Genomic DNA, 25,144 nt, shown 5'->3' on the forward strand with positions numbered 1-25,144 from the left:
GGCCCTGCGTGTCGGCGGCACTCAGTGGTGGCGATCTCGGGTGAACCGCGCCCGCGGCGCTGCGGCCGACAACACCGCAAACCCAACACAGTAGGATTGCTTGGTGTCTCCGGCCGATCGCGCGAACAGTCGACGCCGCCAGCCTCGGCGCCGCGGTTCGGCCGCCAATGCGGCGAAACCGCGCATGCGCACGGTGCGGGAAACCTCCGCGGGCGGGCTGGTCGTCGACGGTTTGGACGGTCCGCGCGAGCAACGCAGCGCGGCGCTGATCGGCCGTACGGACCGGCGCGGGCGGTTGCTGTGGTCGCTGCCGAAGGGGCATATCGAGGAGGGGGAGACCTCCGAGCAAACCGCGATCCGTGAGGTGGCCGAGGAGACCGGGATCAACGGTGTGGTGGTGGCCGAACTCGGCAGCATCGACTACTGGTTCGTCACCGAGGGCCGCCGGGTACACAAGACGGTGCATCATTATCTCTTGCGTTCCACCGGCGGCGAACTGTCCGACGCCGACGTGGAGGTCACTCAGGTGGCGTGGGTCCCGTTGAGCGAGTTGAATTCTCGACTGGCCTACGCGGACGAAAGACGTCTGGCCGAGGTGGCGAACAAGCTGATCGACCGGATGGAGACCGGCAAGCGATGACCCAGACTTTTCGGCGTCGCGCAGCGATTCCGTTGGGGATCTTCGTCGCGCTCCTGACCATCCTCGGGTCGGGGACGACGCTGCCGCTGCTGGCGCCGCCCGCGGCGCAGGCCCAGCCCACCGGTTCCGGCACGGTGTCCGGCCCGAAATTCCTGAAACTGTCGGTGGATTCGGTGAGCCCCACCGCGGTGACCACGACGAGCGACCCGGTGGTGACGGTGTCGGGCCGGGTCACCAATATCGGCGATCGCGCGGTCAAGGACATCAGCGTCCGCATCCAACGGGCGGCCGCGATCACCGAGCCGGGCAACCTGCGCGCCGCGCTGCGCCTCGATCAGGTCAACTACGAGGTGAACGGCCCGTTCGAGGACGTCGCCCCGCAACTCGCGCCCGGCCAGTACAAGCAGTTCTCGGTGAGCATCGCCATGCGACCGGGTAGCGGCACGAGCAGCTCGCTCGATATCAGCAAACCCGGTGTGTATCCGTTGCTGTTGAATGTCAACGGCGAACCGGCCTTCGGTAAGCCCGCCCGCCTCGACGATGCCCGCTTCCTGCTGCCGGTGCTCGGCCTGCCGCCCGGGTCGAAGAGCGCCGACGCGGCGGAGGCGGTGTCCGCGCCGACCGACGCGCCGGTGGCGACGACGCTGCTGTGGCCGCTGGCCGACCGGCCGCGGATGGTCGCGGGCATCGCCGGCTCGGTGGACGGGAAGGTCGAGCTCACCGACGACGAACTGGCCGCCTCGCTCGGCAAGGACGGCAGGCTCGATCAATTGCTCGGCGCGCTGGAGAGCGTGTTCGACCTGACGCCGGGCCGCGATCGCACGCTGCTGTCCTCGGTCTGCCTCGCGGTGGATCCCGATCTGCTGCTCACCGTGGACGCGATGACCAAGGGCTATCGGGTGCTGGCCAGTCCGTCCGATCCCGACGGTGCGACGCGCGCGGGCGCGGGCGCCACGCAGGCGCAGACGTGGCTGGACCGGTTGCGCGCGCTCGCCGGCTCGATGTGCACGGTGGCGCTGCCGTTCGCGCAGGTCGACCTCTCCGCGCTGGCCGCGGTGAACGACCCGGACCTCTCGGCACGGGCGATGAACGCCCCGGCCGAACTCGTCGATTCGATCCTGGGCGTCAAATCGGTGCGCGGGGTGAGCCTGCCGGATTCGGGCAGCATCGATGCGAGCGCGGGAATGCTGCTGCGCAGCCATGGTTTCGGTACGGCAGTACTCGCCGACACCGCCGTCGCGCCGGAGGGCACCGCGGGCACCTCGGAGGTATCGCAGCAGACGGCGACGCGCGGCGACACCAAGACACAGACCACGACGACCCAGGTGCCCGACACCGGCGCCCCGGAAGTGGTGCGTCTGCCCGCGATCACCGCTCCGGTGCCACCGGCGCCCGCCGGTCCCGAACCCACCGCCTCGGCCACCTCGCACGGCCAGCCGCCGAGCAGCGCGGGAGCGTCCAGTACCGCGGCCACGCCGAGCGGCACGTCGGTGCCGAACAGCGGGGCCGCGCCGAACGGCGCGCAACCCACCCTGCCCGCGGGCGATGCCGCGCTGCACGCCGCGACCTTCGATATCTGGTCCGCGACGGCGCTGGCCGCGGTCGGCTCGTCCAACCCGCCGACCCCGTCGTTCACGCCCGCCTCGGTGCGCTACGAGGTCAGCAACGATTCCCGCGCCGCCCGGCTGCAGGACGCGCTGGGCGCCATCTCCTGGTCGGCGCTGAATCCGCAACCGGACCAACCGCGTTCGATGCTGCTCGTCCCGCCGCAGCAGTGGGGCGCGAACCGCGAGGAGGGCAAAGCGCTGCTGCGCCAGCTCGAACTGCTACTGCGCGCCAACCTGGCAACCCCGCGGCCGTTCCAGGAGCTGGTCGCGCAGCCGACCGACCCGAAGCCCTATGAGCTGGACTATCTGGCCCAGGCCGAACAGGACGCGGTGCCCGGCCGGTTCCTCGATCCGGTGCGCGATCAGGGCCGGCGGATCAGCGAGTTGATGCGGGCGATCGTCGATGTGCCCGAGATCAAACCGAGCCCGGCGGAGTTCCTCACGCCGCTGCGCGACGATCTGATCCGGGTGCTGAGCTCCTCGGACCGGCGCACCGGCGACGCCACCCAGGCGGACACCTTCGCCCAGCGCCGGATCGACCAGACCACCCGCACGATGGACAAGCTCTATCGTTCGGTGACCGTGCTCCCGCCGGGCGGGGTGTACACGCTCGCGTCCGAGCAGAGTCCGTTGCTGCTGGTCGCGCGCAACGATCTGCCGGTGTCGATCCGGATCAAGTTCCGCATCGAGGCGCCCCGCGAGACGAAGATCACCGACCTCGGCGAGCAACAGCTGCCCCCGCGCGGGACACGCTCGTTCCAAATCCCGACCGAGGTGAGCGACAGCCGTAACCTGGTGATTCCGATCTCCCTTACCACACCCGACGGCATCCCGCTGGGCGATGCCACGCAGGTCTCGGTGCGTTCGAACGCCTATGGTCAGGCCCTGGCAATAATTACGGCATGCGCCGCCCTGCTGCTGTTCCTGCTGATCGTGCGCCGCTTGTGGCGGCGGTTCCGCGGTCAGCCCGACGTCGCCGACGAGGGGCTCGATCCGCCGCTGCGCCGACGGGTCATCCGCTACGGGCGCGCCAAGCAGCGGGCCATACAACAGCAGGAGCACCAGGAGGCACAGTGAAGGACGGTGATCTAGCGTCCTCCGCTGTCGCCCGACCCGCCCGTCGCGTGCTGTGCGCGGGCACCAGCCCCGGCTACCGGATTTGGACGTCCGGCAAACCACAGTGGCAGAGTGGAGGACAATCGCTGGAGGCTCGCAGCAGCGCAGGGGTGGTGCGAGTGATGGGCAGTACCAGGAGGAACGGTGAGCGAGACAGTACTTCTGCCGCTCACCGACCGGATCGGCCCGAGCAGTCCCGCCGGGGCACGGACGCGGCGCGTAACGATCCCGCAGCACTGCTCGTCGGCGCCGACCGGGTGCGGCTGTCCCGCGGAAAACAGGAGGCATGATGAGCGACGATGATCCATCGGCGCATCGGCCTCGATCCGATCGGCGCGACGGGCCACCGGCCCGTCGGGCGCCGGTTGCGCCGTGGGAACGGCTCCCGCCTCAGGCGGAGGCGGAGGAGCCGGATATGACCCCCGGCCCCTACGACGCCCCGCCGCCGCGGGTGCCGCAGGTCAGTCGTCCGTCGGCACCGCCGCAGCGGATACCGCCGGGACAGCGCGTGCCGCCCGGACCCGCGCAACGTCCGCCGGGTCCGCCCCAGCGGCCCGCGCCCGCACCGCATCCCGGTCAGCGGCAGTACCCGGCGCAGCAGCCACCGCCCGCGCCACCGCAGCAACCGCGCCCGGCACCGAGCCAACGTCCCGGTCCGCCGCCCGGTCAGTCCGGTGGGATGCCGGTGGCACCGCGGCCCGCGCCCGGCGCACCACGCCCCAACCAGCCCGGCGCGATGCCGGCCGCGCCGCGCCCGGGTCAATCCGGCGCGATCCCCGCCAGTGCGCCGCGATCCGGTCCGATTCCGGCCGCCCCCGCGCGCCCGGCTCCCGGCGCGCCGCACCCTGGACAGCCCGATCCGGTTCCCGGTGGTGCGCCCCAGTCCGGCCGCGTGCCGCCGCCACGGTACGCCCCACCGCAGGCACGGCCCGAGCCGTACCCGCCGCCGCGCCGCCGCCCACCCGCGGCCCGGGACGCACAGCCGGTCGACGTGGCCAAACGCCCGCGCACGCAGGAGTGGCCCGCCGCCACCGCGACCAAAGAACCCGAGCAGAGCGCCAATTCGCGGCTGCTGAAGGACTCCGGCTCGATCGCGATCGCCACGCTGATCAGCCGGCTCACCGGTTTCGGCAAGCAGCTGCTGCTCGCGACCGTGCTCGGCCCCGCCATCGCCAGCGCGTTCACCTCGGCCAACCTGATCCCGAACATGATCACCGAGCTGGTGCTCGGTGCCGTGCTCACCGCCATGGTGGTGCCGACGCTGGTCCGCGCCGAGAAAGAGGACGCCGACGGCGGCGCCGCGTTCGTGCGCAGGCTCGTCACCGCGGCGTTCGTGGTGCTCGCCTTCGCCACCCTGCTGGCCACCGCGACCGCGCCCATCCTGGCGACCCATGTCTTTGTCGCGGCCGACGGCAAGGTCAACACCGCGCTGACCACCGCGCTGACCTTCCTGCTGCTGCCCGCGATCCTGTTCTACGGCATGTCCGCGCTGTTCACCGCGATCCTGAACACCCGGCAGGTGTTCCGGCCCGGTGCCTGGGCGCCGGTGCTGAACAACGTGGTGGTGCTGCTGGTCCTCGGCCTGTACGCGCTGACGCCGGGAGAGATCACGCTCGATCCGGTGCGGATGAGCGATCCGAAACTGCTCGTGCTCGGCATCGGCATCACGCTCGGCGTGGTGACCCAGGCGCTGACCCTGGTCCCGGCGATCCGCCGGGAGGGCATCGACCTGCGCCCGCTGTGGGGTGTCGATACCCGGCTCAAGCAGTTCGGCATGATGGGCCTGGCCATCATCCTGTACGTGCTGATCAGCCAGTTGGGCTTGATCTTCGCCAACCACGTCGCCTCGGGCGCGGACGAGGCCGGCCCGGCCATCTACTCCTACGCGTGGCTGCTGCTCCAGCTGCCCTACGGCGTCCTCGGCGTCACCGTGCTCACCGCGATCATGCCGCGCCTGAGCCGCAACGCGGCCGACGGCGACACCCCCGCAGTGGTCGACGACCTTTCCGTCGCCACCCGCTTGACCATGATCGCGCTGTTCCCGGTGGTCACCTTCATGACGATCGCCGGGCCCGAGCTCGGCCAGGCGCTGTTCGGCTACGCCCGATTCGCCGGTGACGCGCAACGACTCGGCCATGCCGTCAGCTGGTCGGCCTTCGCGCTGATCCCGTACGCGCTGGTGCTGATTCATCTGCGGGTGTTCTACGCCAGGGAACAGGCGTGGACGCCGACCTGGATCATCCTCGGCATCACCACGGTGAAGACCATCCTCTCGGCGCTGGCCCCGGTGATCGCCAGCGACAGCGACTCGGTCGTGATCGTGCTCGGTGTCGCGAACGGGCTCGGTTTCACCGCGGGCGCGGTGATCGGCGGATACCTGCTGCACCGCAGCCTCGGCGATCTACGGATGGCCAATGTCGGGCGCACCGTCACCCGGGTGGTGCTCTCCTCGCTGGCCGGCGGCGCCGTCATGTGGATCGTGGACCGGGTGCTCGGGCTCGAACGACTGACCGATTCGTTCGGCGGTCCCGGCTCGCTGATCCGAGTGGCGATCACCGCCGTCGTCATGTTCACCGTGGCGTTCGGGCTGATGCGCCTCGCGGGTGTGCCGGAGGTCGTCGGCATCACGGTCGCGATCTCGCGCCGCCTCGGCTGGACGCCGCCCGCCCCCGATCTCGATCTCGACGGACCGGTCGACGATCCGTACCCGACCCAGATTCTGCGCAGGCCGGACCCGTATCCGGCCTACCCCGCCTTCGATCCGTACATGGACGCTCAGACCATGGTCCTACCGGTGATCAGAGCCGATGCCGTTGACATCACCGGCATGGGCGAGTTCCCGTACCCTGTTCGGCAGAGAAGCACAAGTGGCGAAATCGCCGGAACCTCGACATACCAGGGCGAAGGAGGACCGAGGGTGAGCGACGACGCGGTGGGCGGCGTCCCAGCCGCTGATTCTTCTGCGACCACGGCAGGCGGGCTTTCGACCGACGCTCCGCCACCCGGTGGCGAGCCGTCGGATCCCGCGTACGCGAACCGCGAGCTCGGTGCCGGTCCACCGGCGGACGAGGCGGGTCCGCGGGAACAGCAGGCAGGTCCACCGGAACAGCACGAGCGCCAGAATCAGCTGCCGCCACGCGACCCGATGTACGACACCGGGATGATCCCGATCGGCGCGCCGGAGATGCCGCCGCTCGGTGGCGACACCCCAGGCGGACGCCGGACGCCGCGCGGCCCCAAGCTGATTCCCGGCGCGTCGGTGGCCGGCGGCCGCTACCGGCTGCTCGCCGGGCACGGCGGCGCCCGCGGCCTCAAGTTCTGGCAGGCGCTCGACATCAAACTCGACCGTGAGGTCGCGCTGACCTTCGTCGACGCCGACCAGAAGTCGGCGGACAACTCCGGCCACGACGGCCCGCAGGCGATCCTGTCCCGCACGCTGCGCCTCGGCCGGATCAACTCGCCGGGCCTGGCCCGCGTGCTCGACGTGGTGCGCGGCAGCTCGGGCGGCATCGTGGTGGCCGAGTGGACGCCGGGTCGCTCGCTGCGCGAGATGGCCGAGACGGTGCCCTCGCCGATCGGCGCCGCGCGGGCGATCCGCGCGCTCGCCTCGGCCGCCGAACTCGCGCACCGCGGCGGCGGCTCGCTGTCCATCGATCATCCGGACCGGGTGCGGATCAGCGCGTCCGGCGACGCGGTGCTGGCCTTCCCCGGCACGCTGTCCGATTCTGACGCGCAATCGGACGTGCGCGGCCTCGGCGCCATGCTCTACGCCCTGATCACCGCCCGCTGGCCGATCCGCTCCGGCGGCGTCACCGGCACCGCCGCGACCGTCGGAGGGTTGCGGCTCGCCGACTTCGGCCCGGACGGCACACCCGTGGAACCGCGCCAGATAAGACCCGAGGTGCCGTTCGAGATCTCGGCGGTCGCGGTGCGTTCGCTCGAATCGAACAAGGGCGTCCGTACCGCCGCGACCGTGCAGCACGTGCTCGAGCAGGCCTCGGTGGTCGATCAGAAGACCGATTTCATCCCGGTGCTGCGCCTGGGGCAGCGGGCCACGCCGCCGGCCCCCGACGACGAGTCGCTGGCCGATCCGGAACTGCTCGCGGCGGAACGGGAACGCTCCCAGCGGATGATGTGGATCATGGTCGGCCTGGGCATCCTGGCCGCGCTGGTGGTCGGCATCGTGATCTGGTGGATGGTCAGCGTGTTCGCGCCCGGCGCCTCGGACGCACCGCTGAACGAGCAGCGCAATATCGGCCTCACCACCAACAACGCTCCCGCACCGACGCCCGCCGCGGCAGGGCCCGCGGCCGGCACCGGGGGCGTGCAGGTTCCGGTGACCGGGGTGACGGTGTTCTCCCCGGAGGGCACCCCCGACGGCGTCGGCAACGTCAACGCGGTACTGGATCAGAACCCGGCCACCATGTGGCGCACCGACCAGTACTTCCAGCAGTTCCCCGCGCTCAAGAAGGGCGTGGGGCTGCTCGCGACGCTGCCGAGCGCGGCCAAGCTGACCAACGTCACGATCAATTCGCCGAGCCCCGGCACCGCCGTCGAGATCCGCACCTCGCCGACCGACTCGCCGACGCTGGACCAGACCCAGCTGATCGGCTCGGGCAAGCTCGTCGAGGGGCTCACCGATATCCCGGTCCGCACCGACCAGGCGGCCCGCTACGTGCTCATCTGGATCACCGGACTCGGCAACTCCGGTAGTCAGTTCCAGACCTCCATCGCCGATATTCGTTTGGATGCCACGCCTTAAGAGTTACTGATCGTCTCCCGCCGCACGTGAGTTGGCCGTGCCGGCGCCGCGCCCACATCTTCGGTCGCGCGGCTCATCTCCGAATCCTGTGCAGATAGTTGCTGCCGAATCGCGACTGACGATATGATCTCCTCGCGCTCTCGGCAGGGGAGCTTCCCAGGTTCTGGTGCCTCGATCCTGGATGCTGCGAAATTTCGGTAATGGTCCTCGATGTCCGTTGCCACCGTGAGCGCTGTCAAGGGGTTGGCATTGTCGTCCGATGTGAACGAGGATTTCCGCGGGGGGACGTCGCGGCCAGTCGCGTTCCGCGAACGCTCGTTCGTGGGCGAGGACTACAGCGACGTCGAGTTGCTGCAGGCGCATGTGCGCGGGGAGCGGCACGCCTTCGCCGAACTGCTGCGCAGGCATAACGACCATCTCTGGCAGACCGCGCTGCGCACCTCCTACACCCGCGAGGACGCGGCCGATTCGCTACAGGACGCACTGCTCTCGGCGCACCGCACCGCCGCCAAGTTCCGGGCCGAGGCCGAGGTGCGCAGCTGGCTGCACGCGATCGTGGTGAACGCCTGCCTGGACCGCATCCGGCGCAACAAGATCCGCAAGGCCGTCTCGCTGACGCCGGAGACCGTGCCCGAACCGCGGGACGAGCGCGACGCCGTCGCCGAGCTGGAGATGTCGCTCGTGGTCGACCACGCGCTGTTCTCGCTGCCCGCCGACCAACGCACCGCCCTGGTTGCGGTGGATCTGGAAGGGTATAGCGTGGCGGAGGCCGCCGCGATGCTCGGCGTCCCGGAGGGGACGATCAAGAGCCGCTGTGCACGCGGCAGGCAACGTCTACAAGAACGGCTGGAATTTCTGCGCGATCCGGGGAACCGGAAGTAGTTGAGATGCGTCATTAATAGTGACGAACCCGTTGACGATGTCCTAGTAAGTCCCCGGCCCCGAGGGGATCCCGCGATGTCAGATGAGAACACTGGAGGTGCGATGGCGACCCGGTCCGTGCCGCAGCCTCCGTTCTCGCCCGAACTCCTCGCCGACCTCCATGCCGGCAGTCTCGCGCCCGAACTGCACGAACAGCTGTGGCCCGCGGTCCGGCGCGACGGGGAAGCACTGCGTTTCGTGCACGCCCTGGACGAGGTCAGTGCCGACCTGCGCGCACTCGGCCGGTCCGAACACGTCATCCATCGAATGCCCGACGATGTCACGGCGCGGCTCATGGCCTTCGTCGACGAGCTGGACTCGGCTGAAGCGCCTGACGACGCAGCACCCGACGACGCGGGCGCCACGATCTATCGGCTGCCGGTCTCGGGCGAAAAAGACTATGCCACAGCGGTTTCCGACGGCTCCGTCGTCGCCGGGAACCCGTCGGCCGCCGAACCGGAGCCCGCGCTACCGGCCGCGCCGCCCGCCGCGCCCGTCTCGCTCGACGAGCGCCGCCGGCGCAGGCTGCGCTGGCTCACCGCCGCGGCCGCCGCGATCGCCGTCGTCGCGTGCGCCTCGATCGCGCTGACCGTCGTCCGGGGTAACGACGACACCCCGCCCATCGCCCAGCCCACCTCGGGCGGCACCGAGCTCGACGAGCCGACCGCGGCCGCGATGCTCACCGCGCTCGGCCGCAACGACGCCACCGGCGCGCTCAGCAACGCGGCAGCGCGCGAACGATGCGTGCACGCCAACGGCCTGGACCGCACTGTGCTCGGTTCGATGAACATCCGCTATCACGGTCAAGACGCCGTCCTGCTGCTGCTCACCGGCCCGCGCACGCCCAAGATCACCGCGCTGATCGTCGGAACCGGTTGCAGCACAGCAGATCCGCAGCACCTGACCGTGCAGGACATCGGCTGAGTGAGCCGGCCGACATCGCGTCGCCCGAGTGTGCCGGGCCACTGAGCCCAAACTCACCGCACACTCCACCAGCGCAGGAACAATAGCCATTACGCTGTTGTTGACCGAGACGTCCGTCGATATCTGCCTGGGAAGGGCCTCATGAGTGCGCCAGTACGTGACCTGATCATCGTCGGCTCCGGTCCCGCCGGTTACACCGCAGCGGTGTACGCGGGTCGTGCCGAGCTGCAGCCGTTGGTGTTCGAGGGCACCCAGTTCGGCGGCGCGCTGATGACCACCACCGAGGTCGAGAACTATCCCGGCTTCCGCGAGGGCATCATGGGCCCCGACCTGATGGAGCAGATGCGCGAGCAGGCCAAGCGGTTCGGCGCCGAGATCCGCACCGAGGACGTCGACGCCATCGACCTCAGCGGCCCGATCAAGACGGTCACCGTCGGCGACGAGACCTACCAGGCGTACGCGGTGATCCTGGCCATGGGCTCGGCCGCCCGCTACCTGAACATCCCGGGCGAGCAGAAGCTGCTCGGCCGCGGCGTCAGCGCCTGCGCCACCTGCGACGGCTTCTTCTTCAAGGGGCAGGACATCGTCGTGGTCGGCGGCGGTGACTCCGCCATGGAGGAGGCCACCTTCCTCACCAAGTTCGCCGCCAGCGTCACCATCGTGCACCGCCGCGAGGAGTTCCGGGCCTCGCGCATCATGCTGGAGCGCGCCAAGGCGAACGAGAAGATCAAGTTCGTGCTCAACGCCGAGATCGCCGAGGTCAACGGCGACACCAGCGTGACCAGCCTGACCCTGCGCGACACCCGTACCGGGGAAACCTCGGAGCTGGCCGCGACCGGGCTGTTCGTCGCGATCGGCCACGATCCGCGCAGCGAACTGGTCCGCGACCAGGTGGAGCTGGACGACGAAGGCTACGTGCAGGTCGTGCACCCCTCCACGGCCACCAAGGTGCCCGGCGTGTTCGCCGCTGGCGACCTGGTCGACCACACGTATCGCCAGGCGATCACCGCCGCGGGTACCGGCTGCCGCGCGGCCATCGACGCCGAGCGCTGGCTGGCCGAGCAGGGTGACATCACCTCGAACACCCTGGATCACGCCGGCAGCACGGTGGCCGTGCCCGCCAACTGACCTCTCGTCCCGAGAGTGGTCGCCCGCGTGGCCGAGAAGGCCACGGGGGCACCGCAATTCAGCAAGGAGAACATCCATGTCCGATAGTGCCAAGACGGTCGCCGGCAAGACGGTCACCGTGACCGACGCGTCCTTCGCCGACGACGTGCTGCTCAGCGAGAAGCCGGTGCTCGTCGACTTCTGGGCGGCCTGGTGCGGCCCGTGCAAGATGGTCGCCCCGGTGCTCGAGGAGATCGCGGGCACGCACGCGGACAAGCTCACCATCGCGAAGATCGATGTCGACGCCAACCCCGAGACGGCCCGCGATTACAAGATCCTCTCGCTCCCCACTATGATGCTGTTCCGCGGCGGTAAGCCGGTGAAGCAGATCGTCGGAGCGAAGGGCAAAGCCGCCCTGCTGCGCGAACTCGACGACGTCATCTGACCCCTGGCATTCGAATGCCATAGGCACCAAAGGTCGTCGGGATCGACCGACGCGCCGTAGGATGCCTGGACCCGGGAATGCCGAATTCCCGTCCGGGTCTGAGACAATCGACCGATGCCGGTCGTGCGAAGGTGTATCCCATCGCATGAGTGGGTACCCGGATTGACGCGGAAGGAAAGGGCTCTCACGCATGCACCGACTTCGTCACGGCGATAGCGGTCCAGCCGTAGCAGAGGTTCGGAGCACCCTGGCAAGTCTCGGGTTCTTGCACGCACACGTCGACGCCGATGGCGCCGACGCACGCGAGTACTGGAAGGACACCGAGGCGTCCTTCGACCATCGACTCGACTCGGCAGTCCGCGCGTTCCAGCAGCACCGCGGACTGCTCGTCGACGGCGTCGTCGGCCCGGCCACCTATCGCGCCTTGAAAGAGGCGTCCTACCGGCTGGGTGCCCGCACACTGATCTATCAGCTCTCCGCCCCGCTCTACGGCGACGATGTCGCGACGCTGCAGCGCAAACTGCAGGATCTCGGCTTCTACGTGCACCGGGTGGACGGCTACTTCGGGCCGCACACGCATGAGGGCCTCACCTCGTTCCAGCGCGAGATCGGCCTGGCCGCCGACGGCATCTGCGGACCGGACACGCTGCGTTCGCTCGACCTGCTCGGCGCCCGCGTCACCGGCGGCAACCCGCACCGGATCGCCGAGGAAGAGGTGGTGCACCGGGCCGGGCCGCAGCTCACCGGCAAGCGCATCGTGATCGATCCCGGCCTGGGCGGACCGGACAAGGGACATCCGGTGCCGTCCGAGTACGGCGACGTGTACGAGTCGGAAATCCTGTGGGACTTGGCAAGCCGGCTCGAGGGCCGGATGGCCGCGACCGGCATGGAGACGTTCCTGTCCCGCCCCTGGGGCGCCAATCCGACCGACGCCGAACGGGCCGACACGTCCAACGCCTTCGACGCCGACCTGATGATCTCGCTGCGCTGCGCCACCAATCCGAGCCCGCTGGCCAACGGCGTCGCCGGCTTCTACTTCGGTAATTCGCACGGCTCGGCGTCGATGATCGGTCAGGTCTTGGCCGGTTTCATCCAGCGCGAGGTCGTTGCGCGCACCTCGCTGCAGGATTGCCGGACGCACGCGCGGACCTGGGATCTGTTGCGGCTCACCAAAATGCCGACGGTGCAGATCGATATCGGCTATCTGACAAACGATTACGACGCCAACGTGCTCACCAACCCGCGCATGCGGGACGTGATCGCGGAGGCGATCCTGATCTCGGTCAAGCGGCTCTACCTGCTCGGCCAGGACGATCAGCCGACCGGCACCTACACCTTCGCCGAGCTGCTCGCCGAGGAACTGGCCGCCGCCGACCGCATGTAGTCGCACCCCGAAACAACAAGGGCCCCGCACCGATTCCCTCGCCGGTGCGGGGCCTTTTCGGCAGTGGGTCAGCGCACGCCGACCCGAGCGGGTGGCGTCATCGACGCGGCCGCCAGCAGCTGATCGAGGGCGCGCTCGACGTCTTCCTTCCAGCCGTGGTCGGAGTTGAGCTCCAGACGCAACCGCGGGAACTTGTGGTGCGGCGCGACCACCTCGAAGCCGACATCCTCCAGGAAATCGGCCTCGATCATGCAGGTTTCCGGTGAACATTCGGCCATCGCGCCCGCCGCGGAACCCTTGATCGGCGCGATGATTCGCTCCATCAGCGTCATCGACCCGAACCGCTCGGACAGCGCGTGTGCCGGGGGATCGGACCGGATACCGAACGCCTCGAGCGCGCGGACACCGCGGCGCACCAGGTCGGCCACCACGGCCTGCATCAACTGATGGGCAACCTCGGCATCCTGATACGGGAATTCGGCCCGCAGCGTGGTCAGCAGGACAGCGTCCGGGCTCACCGGCGAGGTGGGGAACAGGGTGGCGCGTGGCACCGCGCTCGGCGGGGAGTACAGCGCACAGCCCGCGACATTGCCGTCGACATTGGCCACCTGCCCACACGAGCCCCACTCCAGCAGGACCGTGGACAGCCAGGCCTCCTTCTCGAAGACCGGATCGCTGAAGCCGCGGGAGTCCTCGGCCACCGCGGGATCCATCTCCCAGAACACGCAACGCCGGGAGTGCGCGGGGAGCTTGTCCAGCTCGCCGAGGGTTAGGGCCGTGACGCTGGTCGACACCGCTCTGCTCAGCCTCCAGCTATCCGATTCATCCACGCTCATGCTCCGCCTCGCCTACGCTCGGCACCGGCATGTGCGAGGCGCGCTGACAATGGGGATGTCTGCTCACACCGCATCACAATTCACTCGCCAGCAAGAATAAGCGATCAACTGATCCCGCCTCATTCCACGTCGCTGTGCTGTTGGTAAGGAACTTGTGCTGGTTCGATCCCGGAATCATCCGTCGTCACAGTGACGTTTCAACTCCGGGCCCGTACCTGTCGCAATCACAAGTTTATTTTCGCCACTTCTGTCACAAGTCGCGCTGGGTCTGTTCCATCAAACGAACGATGCGCTCGAGGTCGTCGACCGAACCGAACTCGACGACGATCTTGCCTTTGCGCTTGCCCATGCTCACGATCACCCGGGTGTCGAACGAGCCGGACAGCCGATCCGCCACATCCTGCAAACCCGGCATCTGGATCGGCTTGCGCTGTGGGGTAGGGGCTTCCTCCGGAACCGGCGCGAGCGCCTTCTCCTGGTTCGCGAGATGGACGGCCTCCTCGGTGCTGCGCACGGAGAGGCCCTCGGCGACAATGCGCTTCGCCAATTCATCCTGGGCGTCCACGCCGCCTTCCAAACCGAGCAGTGCCCGCGCGTGTCCGGCCGACAGCACACCCGCCGCGACCCGGCGCTGCACCGAGATCGGTAGCTTCAGCAGGCGGATCATGTTGGTGACGGCCGAGCGGGACCGGCCGATGCGGTCGGCGAGCACCTCATGGGTGACGCCGAATTCCTCCAGCAGCTGCTGATAAGCAGCCGCCTCTTCCAACGGGTTGAGCTGCACGCGGTGGATGTTCTCCAGCAGCGCGTCACGCAACATCGACTCGTCCGCGGTCTCCCGGACGATCGCGGGGATGACGGTGAGGCCGGCCTCCTGCGAAGCGCGCCACCGGCGTTCGCCCATGACGAGCTGAAACTTGTCGACCCCCGGCTCGACCCGACGCACCACGATCGGCTGCATCAGACCGAATTCCTTGATCGAATGCACCAGCTCGCCCAGCGCCTCCGCCTCGAACACCTGGCGCGGCTGCTTCGGGTTGGGTTCGATCTGCTCCGGCGGGATCTCGCGATACACCGCGCCGCCGGACGCGAGGTCTTCCTCTGCCGGGTCGGGGACCCGATGCAGATAGGCCGACGCGGGCTGCGGCCCGATCGGATCCAGACCGATGACGCTGGCCGCTTGACTGCTGAGCCCCGGCGCAGTCGCCGGTCCCGTCGGGATCAACGCGGCAAGACCGCGTCCTAGCCCACCCTTCTTCGCCTGACTCATCGGTCCACTGACCCCTTCCTCGTTCCGCCACCACACCCGGTCTCATCGACCTGGCACGTATTGCGCCAGATCACTCCGCGCCTTCGGCGACCCGCACCACCGAGCGCGCCGCCATTTCCCGTCCGGCATCGAGGTAGCTCATTGCGCCTCGGGAGCCTGGATCATAATCGAGCACCGTCATGCCGTAGCCCGGCGCCTCGGAGACCTTCACGCTGCGCGGGATCACCGAGCGCAGCACCACGTCACCGAAATGACCGCGCACCTCCTCGGCGACCTGGTCGGCCAGCTTGGTCCGGCCGTCGTACATCGTGAGAATCACGGTGGAGACATGCAGTTCGGGATTGAGGTGCGCCTGCACCAGACCGATATTGCGGAGCAGCTGACCGACACCCTCCAGCGCGTAGTACTCGCACTGGATCGGGATCAGCACCTCCTTCGCGGCGACCATCGCGTTGACGGTCAGCAGACCGAGCGAAGGCGGGCAGTCGATCATCACGTAGTCGATGTCGTATCCGGCGATATTGGCCTCCTGGATGGCGGCCTTCAGCCGGCCTTCCCGAGCCACCATCGACACCAGCTCGATCTCGGCGCCGGCCAGATCGATGGTCGCCGGAATGCAGAGCAGGCGTTCGTTGTGCGGACTCTGCTGGATCGCGTCCTTGACCGACACCTCGCCGATGAGGAGTTCGTAGCTGGACGGCACACCCGAGTGATGCTCGATGCCGAGGGCGGTGCTGGCGTTGCCCTGCGGGTCCAGATCGATCACGAGGACCGTCATCCCCTGATGCGCCAGAGCGGCCGCGAGATTCACCGCGGTGGTCGTCTTGCCGACGCCGCCCTTCTGATTGGCGATGGTGATGATGCGTTGCTCGTGCGGTTTCGGCACTGTCACCTTTCCTGGATGCAGTATCTGGCTAGCGCGTTGAGCTTCGGCCGCGATCGGGGTCTCGCTGGGGGAGATGTTCCCGAACGGCGTGCTTCCGAATGTCTCCGCGTCGAAATTGCTGGAGTCCAGCATTCCCGGCACGCGCGACGTAGTTTCCCGTGAAACATTCGCCGGACCGCTCGACATAGACAGCTCCTAACCCGAGAAACTCAGATCACGTGCGGCCGACGGACCGTCGGCGCCGTGTCATCAAACAAGCTGTGTCGGATCGAACATGATGCCCAACCGGGTTCGCGGCGCCCGATCGACCGAGCGGAGCCCTCGCCGCTGTCAACACCAGATCCTCCGTGGCACCTACGCTCACGCCCGACGTCCACTAGCTTGCCAGCCCCGAGCGGGATAAGAAAGCTGAATCGCGGCAACGGACGAAGGACACGCGAATCTGTCCATATTCAGCCACCGATACCCGATGTTTCACATGAAACCCCGCACCCGCCAAGGGGGTTACGGAGACCCGGAGCTTGCCGGAGTCCGATGTTTCATGTGAAACCGTTGTCGGCGTGGGGAGCTGGGGGCTTGGCCAATACGTCAGTGTGACGTATCTCCGGCAGAGTGCTGCGCGTCGTCCACCAGACCACGATGTGCATCGAGATCGAATTCCCCACTGCCGCTACAGCAGTGCCGGCGCGGGCTCCCAACCTCGAGCGTTCGAAGGATTCCCGGGTTTGCATCCCGACAGACATGATCCCTCCCGAGGTGGTCGCGACCTAGTCGCGTCGCCCAGTCGCGTCGCCCAGTCGCGGCGCCCAGTCGCGGCGCCCAGTCGCGGCGCCCAGTCGCGGCGCCCAGTCGCGGCGCCCAGTCGCGGCGCCCAGTCGCGGCGCCCAGTCGCGGCGCCCAGTCGCGGCGCCCAGTCGCGGCGCCCAGTCGCGGCGCCCAGTCGCGGCGCCCAGTCGCGCGGGTGGTCGTTTCGTGTTGGCGCTCAGCTAGAACAATCGCGCTCCTTCTCAGCGGGTTCGGGCGGGCGTGAGAACCGGGACGGGGTCCCGGAGGGGTGGGTCACCCGTGTCGAGATTGGATTCACGTGAAACAGACGCGTGTCGGCGGAGCGATCTGGTTACTGGTCCTGGACGGCCCACTTCGGCGTGAAGTCTCCGCCAGCGGGGTGAGGGGGAGTGGCCTGGTCTCCGACGGCTGTCTTCGCCTGCAGGGGTGGAGCAGAGCAGGTTGGCGCCCCCTATCGGAATCTCAGCGGCGTCCCCCATTCGCGCGATGTTTCATGTGAAACCCAACCTTGTGGATGCCCGCCTGGCTCGGTCATGAGCAAGCGGCGAATGGCCGCTGCGGGGTCCGGGGAACCAGTGCGTCAGCGACGGGAAACTGTGTGCCGGATGGGACCGATCGCAGCGAGCGGCACCGCAATGCCGGAACCCCTCCAACCGACGATGGGGGCGTCTTGCCGCCGTGGCGTCCGATGAGGAACTTCGTATGTTCAGCCTTCTCACGCTGATCCCGCGAGATCGACCAGCCAGCAGCTCGGAGTAACAGGCTCCACCCGTCCCAACCCAAGGACACCCATTCATCGGTATCTGTCCGACGGCACTCGATCCCGCCGACGAGCTCCCGCGCACAACTACCCATGGAGGCGAAGGTGGTGCGGGAGCACCTAACCGATCGAACCGGCCGGGCGCGGTTTAACCCGGATCTTCAGCGATCCAGCGCGTCCCGGTCCGAACACCAGGCGAGCAGACTCTCGGGTGAATGCGCACCCGCCTGCGTGACTCCGGTTTTCCGGCGCCCGCTGTCCGGTCGAGTCCCAACCTGCCCTCAGCTTCCCGAGCGGGCATCCATCGATGAACTCTCCGCGCGGGCCGTCGAATCCTCGTTCGGGGCAATCGGATCGACCCACGCCACCCGCCGACGAAAATTGGCTCCTCTAATCTGCCGAGTCGCTTCACGTGAAACATCGACCCGGTTCTGCTCCTGCACCCCGGACCCCGCGTGCCCCGATGCCTATGCGGGGGTTCGGCAGCCGAGAGCCGGGCGGGGGATGGATGGATTCCTAACGGCAGGATTCAGATTTGTTCTGTCCCGTAGTTGAGGTGGGTTGCCCACCTCCCCACGCCCCTTGGCGACCCCCCAGAGGATGAGAACGCCGCTCAATGATTCACGTGGAACCCTCGGCCCCTGGCGGACGGCGGAGCTTCCACGACCGCGAGCCAAGCAGCCCCCGTGCCGCGGTCCGTTCCCTGTGACAGCTCACGCAACTCCTACACCCGCGCCGCCCCGCTCGGGTAGGTCCCGCTCCTCGTTCGCAACTCGACCTCATGACAGAGCCCAGATGAAACCTCGACCCCCAACAGTTCTTCGTCCACGACGGATCCACTACCAAGCAACCTGCTCGGGGTTCCCAGCCGCGGTCCGTCCCATCGAAGAGCCGACCGGGGAAGACTGGTACGCGGGCTGCCCACCCGGACGACCGATCGAGGCGTTGGCATCCCGTTCCGTCCTTCGCGGAGCAGCCAACGGTGATTCACGTGAAACCTCTGCCTTCGCGGGGGACCGAACTTCGAACCACAATCTCGTTCATGCGAGCGAAGACCCATCACCCGTCGCGAGGCGGCTCAACTCACACCCTGCGGACGCGGGGAGTGTCATCGGGGTCGAGTCGTCTGCACCGCAGTGTTCAGGCGTCGCAGACCCGGTCGCCCGAGCGTTGACCAGTCACCCCCTCGGCCTCTCGTCCCTCACCCCACCGCTCCGCCGTATCCTCGCCCCGCACGCCCCTCTCGCACCGCGCCTCCGTCGCTTCTCGCTCCGTCGCGCCTCACACGTCGCCCGTCGCCCTCTCGCCCGTCGCCTCTCGCACCCCGCACGTCGCCCCTCGCCTCGCTCCCTCGCCCCTCACACCATCGACCGTCGCGCCTCACCCCGTCACACGCCGCACGCCGCACGCCGCATTCCTCGCCTCTCGCACCCTCTCGCCTGTCGGCACTCTTCGCCTGTCGCTCAGCGGTGCCCTCGTCGTCGCGCCTCCGGCAACCCGCCGCTCCCTCGCTCTGCCGCGGCCCACCGCGCCGCCGTCACTCCATGCGCTTCGTCGACCGTCGCCTGCCGCCCCCGTCACCCGCCAGCGGCGGCCCGGCGACCCGTCGGCCGACACGCCTCCGTCACACTCGATGCGCTTCCATCGCACCTCGACGTGCGCCCAACCCGGCGGCTTCGAAACCGGTGACGCCGAACATCCAATCCGGGACGAACGGGTGGGGTTGTCCGTACGCGACCTCGACGGGCGCTCCGACGTCGGCAGGCGAGGTGCGTCGCAGCGCGAGCATGCAACCGCTGCCGCGCGACACCGATGAACCCGAGGGCAAGGTACCTCACAGTACGAGCCGGCAGCCGCGGTCCGCGCGACAGAAATAGACCTCGGGGGTGAGGTGCGTCGCAGCGCGACGGCCGCGAGTCGGATGCCGAGCTATAGTGGCAAGGTCGCGAAAAACGATGTGCCGCGGGTTCTTCGCCGCGCATCGCGCATACATCGATTCAGTGAGTTCTGATCGTTGAGCGTCTCCCTGCTGAGGCCGGACGTCCTGTCCGTTCCAGCACTGACCATCGCCGACGCGGGTCGGCGCAACGGAGGAGCGCAGTATGCGGAAGTCCATCGCCATTATCGGAGCAGGGTTGGGCGGGCTGACGCTCGCGCGGGTGCTGCAGGCGCACGGCGTCGACGCGACGATCTATGAGGGGGAAGCTTCGGCGCAGAGTCGTGCGCAAGGCGGCCTGCTCGACATTCACGAGGACACCGGACAGGTGGCGCTTCGGGCCGCCGGTCTGTACGACGAGTTCCGCACTCTGGTCCGGCCGGGGGAGGACGCCAAGCGCGTGGTCGACCTGCACGGCACGATGCTGTTCGACAAGCCGGCGGATCCCGGTACCGCTCAGCCGGAGGTGGACCGTGGCGAACTCCGGCAACTGTTCATCGACTCGCTGACGCCCGGGACGATCAAGTGGGGCCACAAGCTCGACTCGGTCCGGCAGTCTCCAGCAGGCGGATACGACCTCACCTTCGCGACCGGTTCCACCGCGCGTGCCGATATCGTCGTCGGCGCGGACGGTGCCTGGTCGAAGGTGCGCCCGCTGCTCACTTCCGAGGAGCCGCGCTACAGCGGAATCTGTTTCATCGAGATCGCCCTCGCCGCAGACAACGAGCGCTGCCGGGAGAGCGTGGCCGCGATCGGCAGCGGCACTCTGATGGCGGTCGCGCCGGGCCAAGGCATCATCGCCCACCGCTATGCCGACGGACAGGTGCGCGGCTACGTGGCGCTGAACAAGCCCGAGGAGTGGGTGAAGTCGATCGACTTCGGTGACGCGTCCGTCGGTCTCCGTCGAGTGGCCGACGAGTTCGATGGTTGGTCGCCACTGCTCACCGCGTTCGTGACGGAGAGCGACGCGCAACCCTGGCTTCGACCCATCTACGCACTCCCGGTCGGGCTCGACTGGAAGAGGGTGCCCGGGGTGACGCTCATCGGCGACGCCGCACATCTGATGTCGCCGTTCGCCGGCGTGGGCGCGAACCTCGCCATGTTCGACGGCGCGGACCTGGCGGCCGAGCTGGTTGCGCAACTCGACACCGAGGTCGCGCTCGAGGCTTACGAAGACCGGCTGTTCCCGCGTAGTGCCGACGCCGCCGACCGCTCGGCGCAGAACCTGGAGACCTTCTTCGGCCAGGAAGCACCGCAGAGCGTGGTCAAGCTGTTCGACCACCGGTGACGGTCACGTGACGTTTCGCAGACGATGCTCCGCTGCATCGGCGATACGGTAACCCGGGCAACAGAGGGGTCAGGCCATGCACGACCCCCTGTGCGTGTCCACGCCCTGACCACTTGCCGCGTCGCCGACGAACCCAACCCGCCGAGCGGCAACTAGCCGATTCGGCGACCGCCCTACTTCCCCTTACGCGTGCGCCCGCGCACCCCGTCCGCCCGCTTCGCCGCCCGCGCTTCTTTCCGGGCGGCGGCATGTTCGCTGCGGCGTTCGGCGCGAGGGAGGCGTTCGGCACTGATGACGAGGGTGGGGGTGGCGACGAGCCCGGCTCCGCAGGCGAGGACCTGGGTGTTGCCGGCGCCGATGCGGTCCAGGGCCGCGGCGTCGCGCTCGAGTTCTTCGGCGGCGCTGACGCCTTTGAGGGCGAGCATGTGGCCGTGGTCGCGAAGCAGCGGGAACGACCACTGGGTGAGTTTGGCGAGCGGGGCGACAGCACGGGACGTGACGACGTCGGCGCCGCCGGCTTCTTTCATGACGCCGGACTGTTCGGCTCGGCCGCGGACGACGGTGACGTCCAGTCCGGCCGCGTCGATGAATTCGCTGAGGAAGATGGTGCGCCGCAGCAGCGGTTCGACCAGGGTGATGCGCAGGTCGGGGCGCGCGATCGCGAGCGGGATGCCGGGCAGTCCGGCACCGCTGCCGATATCCACCACGGACGCGCCTTCGGCGATCAGTTCACCGATCACCGCGCAGTTGAGGATGTGCCGATCCCAGAGGCGGGGCACCTCGCGCGGACCGATCAGGCCGCGCTCCACGCCCGCGGTAGCGAGTGCCGCGCAATACTGCCGGGCGAGATCGAGTCGCTCGCCGAACACGACCGCGGCGGCCGCGGGTGGTTCCAGTTCGGCAGGCAACGCGGTGGTTCCACCGAGATCTCGTTCCACGTGAAACATCCTTCCGAACTCGAGGTCGATCAGGGAGACAAACAGGGACCGGACACGAACAAGGCCCCCGATCCGAAGACCAGAGGCCCCATCCAACCACCACCGTCAGAGTGACGAAATGCGCCGTCCCCTAACGGTATCCGCCTAGCGGGGCGGACTTCACTCAGGACGGAACGACGACCACGTGCCGGTTCGGCTCGACGCCTTCGCTCTCGCTCTCGACGCCGTCGATCGCCGCCACCGCGTCGTGCACGATCTTGCGCTCGAACGGGGTCATCGGTGCGAGCGACTCCGGCGCACCCGATTCCAGCACGCGCTGCGCGGCGGCGGTGCCGAGCGCGCTGAGGTCTTCCCGACGCTTGGCACGCCAGCCGGCCACGTCCAGCATGAGCCGGCTGCGCACGCCGGTCGCCTGCTGCACGGCGAGCCGGGTCAGCTCCTGGAGCGCGTCCAGCACTTCACCGTTGCGACCGACCAGCTTCGACAGATCGCGGCCGCCATCGATGCTGACGATGGCGCGGTCACCCTCGACGTCGAGGTCGATGTCCCCGTCGAAGTCGAGCACGTCGAGCAACTGCTCGAGGTAGTCGCCCGCGATCTCGCCCTCTTCGATGAGGGCTTCCTCCGCGTCGTTCACGACATCGTCGGCGTCCGTTCCGGCGTTCACCATCGTCGTCGCCACTGTGGCGTCCCCTCCGTCGGTCTCAACTGTCATTTGGGTTTCCTTCATCTGCTCATCACGCTCGCCGGGCGCTCGCCGCCGGACGGTGCGCGATCAAAGGGTTGCTCAGCGTGGTGGCCGCCGGGCCACCGAAGTGTGATCAGCGTCTGCGCTTCTGGTTCGCCCGGCCGCGGTTGCCCGGGCGCTTCTGACCGCCCGGCCGGCGCTGGCCCGCAGCCTTGCTGGGGGTCTTCGCGGTGCCATTGGTCGACGGCGCACCCTCGACAGCGTCCTCGACGGAGTCCGACCCGGGACCCGGCTTCTTCTTCACGTTGACCGGCTTGGCCCCCGGCTTGGGCGCGTTCTGCGCCCGCTGTTCCAGCTTGGCCAGCTTCTTCTCTTCCTCTTCCTTCTCCATGCGGCCGAAGACGAGGTGCTGCTGCCCGTAGGTCCAGATGTTGTTGGAGACCCAGTAAAGGAGGATGGCGATCGGCAGGAACGGGCCACCGACGAGCACGCCGAGCGGGAAGACCCAGAGCGCGAGCTTGTTCATCATCGCGGCCTGCGGGTTCGCGGCCGCCTCCGGCGTCTGCCGGGCGACCGACGCACGCGCGTTGAAATGCGTTGCGAGACCGGCGATTATCATCAAGGGGATGGCGACGAGCGCGATGTTCAGCTTGCTCGGCAGGCCGAGTCCGTGGATGGCGAAGGCCTGCAGCTCGGTGTTCGGGATGGTGATGAAGGCCGAGATCGGCGCGCCGAAGATACGGGCGCTCAGGAACGACTGCACATCGGCGGCGTTGAAGACGTAGTTCGGCGTGTTCGCGTTCTCCGCGATCGACATGCCCAGCTGGCCGAAGCCGTGACCGGTGCGGTTGAACGAGCGCAGCACGTGGAACAGGCCGAGGAACACCGGCACCTGGGCCAGGATCGGCAGGCAGCCCATCAGCGGGTTGAAGCCGTGGTCCTTCTGCAGCTTCTGCATCTCGACGGCCATCTTCTGGCGGTCGTTCTTGTACTTCTTCTGCAGCTCTTTGATCTGCGGCTGCAGTTCCTGCATCTGTTTGGTGGTGCGGACCTGCTTCACGAACGGCTTGTAGAGCAGCACACGCAGCGTGAACACGAGGAACACGACGGCCAGTGCCCAGGCGATGCCGCTGTCTTTACCGAGACCGGGCACCAACGCGAAAACCCGATGCCAGAACCACAAGATCCAGGACACCGGATAATAAATGAAGTCGAGCACGGCTCTATGCACTCCCGTCGTTCGTATCGCCGATCACCGCGCGCGGTGATCCTTTCCAAGCGTTCGGCTCCGACACCGGGCCGGTCTGCAGGTCGGTTTCCTGCGACGCCGGATCGGTGGCTGCCTCGGTTCCTGGTGCGGTGCGAACGGTGCTTCGCTTCCGCTCCGGAACCGGGTCCCACCCACCAGGGTGCCAGGGCGCACATTTGGCCAGTCGCACGGCCGCCAATCCGAGGCCGATGAACAGCCCGCGCGTCCGTAACGCGGTGACCGCGTACTCGCTGCAGGTCGGGGTGAAACGGCACACCGGCATGCGGGTGGGGGAGACGTAGGTCCGATACAACTCGATCAGGAAGATCAGCGCGTTCGCCGGTAGCCGGCCGATCGTGGCGGTGCGGCTCATACCGTGCCGACCCCGAGTTTGCGCAGCGCGGCGCGCATCTGGCGCAGCAGTTCCGCCGAGGAAGCATTCGCCGCGCCGGGCAGGGCGCGAATGACGACGTCGGTGTCGCTGGGCAACTCCGAGATCATCTGGTGGCACATATGACGCAGGCGGCGGGCGACGCGGTGTCGAATCACCGCGTTGCCCACCGCCTTGCTGACGATCAACCCGAAGCGTGGTCCACCGACGCGGATCGACGCTCCGTCCGGATCACCATGCCGCTCGTTCATGTCCACCACTCCGTCATACCCGTGGGTATGGACATGCACGACCAGATCGCGCCTCCCGATTCGCTGGCCGCGGCGCACCGTCCGGGAGAAGTCGGCACGATGATGCAACCGATACGGCTCAGGCAACACCCGAGCGTCCGCGAGCGAGGATCAGGCAGTGAGTTCGGCGCGGCCCTTGCGGCGGCGCGCCGAAACGATGGCGCGACCGGCACGGGTGCGCATCCGGAGACGGAAGCCGTGGACGCGCGCCCGACGACGGTTGTTCGGCTGGAACGTCCGCTTGCCCTTGGCCACGGTCAACACTCCTCGAGTCAGTGGGCACCAGTCGGTACCCGAAGCTTTTTCGGTGATACAGGTATTCGCGATGAATCACAGGTCTGGTCATCATCGGCGCGTCGGTCTTGGCGCACAGTCGGTCGATATCGACCTACCCGCGGTCAGCACAAGACCGCCACCGCACCAAAGGGTGACTGTACGAGGGTACTGATCGGCTCCGGACGGGTCAAACTCGGCCCACCCCGCACGGCCGTCCACTCGACCAGCACAAACCCCGCACGACCGGGATCGGGCGCTGTGCACATCACTGCCCAGGCCTGTGAGTATCACCGTGAGTTCGTCCACACCCCTAGCCACGCCCGAGCCCGGCCACCAGCTATGTTGCTCATCGTTAGCTACAGAACCGCTGGTCAACGCCTTATCGAGCGGCCGCGCAAGCGCATTTCACAACTCCCCAGGGTTCTCCACATCTGTGGATAATTGTGTGGAAAGACCCCTGGAGTGGCATATTCGTAGGGCCGACGGTGCCACGCCGCCGCCCGGAATGGGGATCTGGGCAGCGTCCGAACCGGTTACGGACGTACGCAGGATCACGGTACCGACCCGAGCATGGTCGTCGCCATCACCTCCCCGCGTGCCCCGGCCGTCTGCTCCTATCGACCTACTTCCGGGGAGGAAACTGC

Annotated in this window: 18 protein-coding genes; 9 read left to right on the forward strand and 9 right to left on the reverse strand. The window is 68.2% G+C overall.

Annotated elements, in window-relative coordinates:
* The first annotated feature begins 103 nt into the window (after positions 1 to 103).
* From O3I_RS42175 to O3I_RS42210, 8 genes are all read left to right on the forward strand, one after another.
* Positions 104 to 640, forward strand: coding sequence for an NUDIX hydrolase (locus O3I_RS42175; protein WP_081594261.1), 537 nt, complete (start codon positions 104 to 106; stop codon positions 638 to 640).
* Positions 637 to 3,324, forward strand: coding sequence for a hypothetical protein (locus O3I_RS42180; protein WP_014989207.1), 2,688 nt, complete (start codon positions 637 to 639; stop codon positions 3,322 to 3,324). Before O3I_RS42175 ends, O3I_RS42180 begins: the two co-directional genes overlap by 4 nt.
* A gap of 454 nt (positions 3,325 to 3,778) precedes the next feature.
* Positions 3,779 to 8,125, forward strand: a complete 4,347-nt coding sequence (locus O3I_RS42185) for a murein biosynthesis integral membrane protein MurJ (protein ID WP_237748224.1) — start codon at positions 3,779 to 3,781, stop codon at positions 8,123 to 8,125.
* Positions 8,126 to 8,335: 210 nt separating this feature from the next.
* Positions 8,336 to 9,007 carry an RNA polymerase sigma factor SigM gene (gene sigM / locus O3I_RS42190; protein WP_014989209.1) on the forward strand — a complete coding sequence of 224 codons (672 nt, stop codon included), beginning with the start codon at positions 8,336 to 8,338 and terminating at the stop codon, positions 9,005 to 9,007.
* A 102-nt stretch (positions 9,008 to 9,109) separates the two neighbouring features.
* The gene (locus O3I_RS42195) at positions 9,110 to 9,970 is read left to right on the forward strand and encodes a hypothetical protein (RefSeq protein ID WP_014989210.1); all 861 of its coding nucleotides are present in this window, start codon (positions 9,110 to 9,112) and stop codon (positions 9,968 to 9,970) included.
* Positions 9,971 to 10,111: 141 nt separating this feature from the next.
* Positions 10,112 to 11,098: a thioredoxin-disulfide reductase gene (trxB, locus tag O3I_RS42200; protein WP_014989211.1), complete on the forward strand. Its 987-nt coding sequence runs from the start codon at positions 10,112 to 10,114 to the stop codon at positions 11,096 to 11,098.
* Between the two features lie 76 nt (positions 11,099 to 11,174).
* A complete protein-coding gene (trxA, locus tag O3I_RS42205) occupies positions 11,175 to 11,522 on the forward strand; it encodes a thioredoxin (protein ID WP_014989212.1) in 348 nt (115 codons plus the stop codon).
* Positions 11,523 to 11,712: 190 nt separating this feature from the next.
* The gene (locus tag O3I_RS42210) at positions 11,713 to 12,906 is read left to right on the forward strand and encodes an N-acetylmuramoyl-L-alanine amidase (protein ID WP_041563220.1); all 1,194 of its coding nucleotides are present in this window, start codon (positions 11,713 to 11,715) and stop codon (positions 12,904 to 12,906) included.
* A gap of 68 nt (positions 12,907 to 12,974) precedes the next feature.
* Here the strand turns inward: O3I_RS42210 and O3I_RS42215 are convergent, their stop codons facing one another.
* The 3 genes from O3I_RS42215 to O3I_RS42225 form a co-directional block, all read right to left on the reverse strand.
* A complete protein-coding gene (locus tag O3I_RS42215; protein ID WP_014989214.1) occupies positions 12,975 to 13,700 on the reverse strand; it encodes a GNAT family N-acetyltransferase in 726 nt (241 codons plus the stop codon).
* 292 nt (positions 13,701 to 13,992) lie between these two features.
* Positions 13,993 to 15,012, reverse strand: coding sequence for a ParB/RepB/Spo0J family partition protein (locus O3I_RS42220; RefSeq protein WP_041563221.1), 1,020 nt, complete (start codon positions 15,010 to 15,012; stop codon positions 13,993 to 13,995).
* Between the two features lie 70 nt (positions 15,013 to 15,082).
* Positions 15,083 to 16,030, reverse strand: a complete 948-nt coding sequence (locus O3I_RS42225) for a ParA family protein (RefSeq protein WP_014989216.1) — start codon at positions 16,028 to 16,030, stop codon at positions 15,083 to 15,085.
* Positions 16,031 to 19,546: 3,516 nt separating this feature from the next.
* Here O3I_RS42225 and O3I_RS42235 point away from each other — a divergent pair.
* Positions 19,547 to 20,668, forward strand: coding sequence for an FAD-dependent oxidoreductase (locus O3I_RS42235; protein WP_014989218.1), 1,122 nt, complete (start codon positions 19,547 to 19,549; stop codon positions 20,666 to 20,668).
* A gap of 173 nt (positions 20,669 to 20,841) precedes the next feature.
* Here O3I_RS42235 and rsmG read toward each other — a convergent pair whose 3' ends face one another.
* The 6 genes from rsmG to rpmH all read right to left on the reverse strand — a co-directional run bounded on the left by rsmG (position 20,842) and on the right by rpmH (position 24,479).
* Positions 20,842 to 21,615, reverse strand: coding sequence for a 16S rRNA (guanine(527)-N(7))-methyltransferase RsmG (gene rsmG, locus O3I_RS42240; protein WP_081594262.1), 774 nt, complete (start codon positions 21,613 to 21,615; stop codon positions 20,842 to 20,844).
* A gap of 154 nt (positions 21,616 to 21,769) precedes the next feature.
* Positions 21,770 to 22,276 carry a protein jag gene (locus tag O3I_RS42245; protein ID WP_086006256.1) on the reverse strand — a complete coding sequence of 169 codons (507 nt, stop codon included), beginning with the start codon at positions 22,274 to 22,276 and terminating at the stop codon, positions 21,770 to 21,772.
* Positions 22,277 to 22,427: 151 nt separating this feature from the next.
* The gene (gene yidC / locus O3I_RS42250; RefSeq protein WP_014989221.1) at positions 22,428 to 23,513 is read right to left on the reverse strand and encodes a membrane protein insertase YidC; all 1,086 of its coding nucleotides are present in this window, start codon (positions 23,511 to 23,513) and stop codon (positions 22,428 to 22,430) included.
* Positions 23,514 to 23,517: 4 nt separating this feature from the next.
* Entirely contained in the window at positions 23,518 to 23,916 is a 399-nt protein-coding gene (yidD, locus tag O3I_RS42255; RefSeq protein ID WP_014989222.1) for a membrane protein insertion efficiency factor YidD, read from the reverse strand.
* Entirely contained in the window at positions 23,913 to 24,314 is a 402-nt protein-coding gene (gene rnpA / locus O3I_RS42260; protein WP_041563223.1) for a ribonuclease P protein component, read from the reverse strand. Before rnpA ends, yidD begins: the two co-directional genes overlap by 4 nt.
* A 21-nt stretch (positions 24,315 to 24,335) precedes the next feature.
* A complete protein-coding gene (rpmH, locus tag O3I_RS42265; RefSeq protein WP_005516618.1) occupies positions 24,336 to 24,479 on the reverse strand; it encodes a 50S ribosomal protein L34 in 144 nt (47 codons plus the stop codon).
* Positions 24,480 to 25,144 lie beyond the last annotated feature (665 nt).

Source organism: Nocardia brasiliensis ATCC 700358, assembly GCF_000250675.2.
In the GTDB taxonomy this organism is placed as follows: domain Bacteria; phylum Actinomycetota; class Actinomycetes; order Mycobacteriales; family Mycobacteriaceae; genus Nocardia; species Nocardia brasiliensis_B.

Excerpts from the sequence above, each read along its gene's own strand:
- O3I_RS42180 (WP_014989207.1), top strand. The coding sequence starts at position 637 with ATGACCCAGACTTTTCGGCGTCGCGCAGCGATTCCGTTGGGGATCTTC.
- O3I_RS42185 (WP_237748224.1), top strand. The coding sequence starts at position 3,779 with ATGACCCCCGGCCCCTACGACGCCCCGCCGCCGCGGGTGCCGCAGGTC.
- sigM (WP_014989209.1), top strand. The coding sequence starts at position 8,336 with ATGTCCGTTGCCACCGTGAGCGCTGTCAAGGGGTTGGCATTGTCGTCC.
- O3I_RS42195 (WP_014989210.1), top strand. The coding sequence starts at position 9,110 with ATGGCGACCCGGTCCGTGCCGCAGCCTCCGTTCTCGCCCGAACTCCTC.
- trxB (WP_014989211.1), top strand. The coding sequence starts at position 10,112 with ATGAGTGCGCCAGTACGTGACCTGATCATCGTCGGCTCCGGTCCCGCC.
- trxA (WP_014989212.1), top strand. The coding sequence starts at position 11,175 with ATGTCCGATAGTGCCAAGACGGTCGCCGGCAAGACGGTCACCGTGACC.
- O3I_RS42210 (WP_041563220.1), top strand. The coding sequence starts at position 11,713 with ATGCACCGACTTCGTCACGGCGATAGCGGTCCAGCCGTAGCAGAGGTT.
- O3I_RS42220 (WP_041563221.1), bottom strand. The coding sequence starts at position 15,012 with ATGAGTCAGGCGAAGAAGGGTGGGCTAGGACGCGGTCTTGCCGCGTTG.
- O3I_RS42225 (WP_014989216.1), bottom strand. The coding sequence starts at position 16,030 with ATGCTGGACTCCAGCAATTTCGACGCGGAGACATTCGGAAGCACGCCG.
- O3I_RS42235 (WP_014989218.1), top strand. The coding sequence starts at position 19,547 with ATGCGGAAGTCCATCGCCATTATCGGAGCAGGGTTGGGCGGGCTGACG.
- rsmG (WP_081594262.1), bottom strand. The coding sequence starts at position 21,615 with ATGTTTCACGTGGAACGAGATCTCGGTGGAACCACCGCGTTGCCTGCC.
- O3I_RS42245 (WP_086006256.1), bottom strand. The coding sequence starts at position 22,276 with ATGGTGAACGCCGGAACGGACGCCGACGATGTCGTGAACGACGCGGAG.
- yidD (WP_014989222.1), bottom strand. The coding sequence starts at position 23,916 with ATGAGCCGCACCGCCACGATCGGCCGGCTACCGGCGAACGCGCTGATC.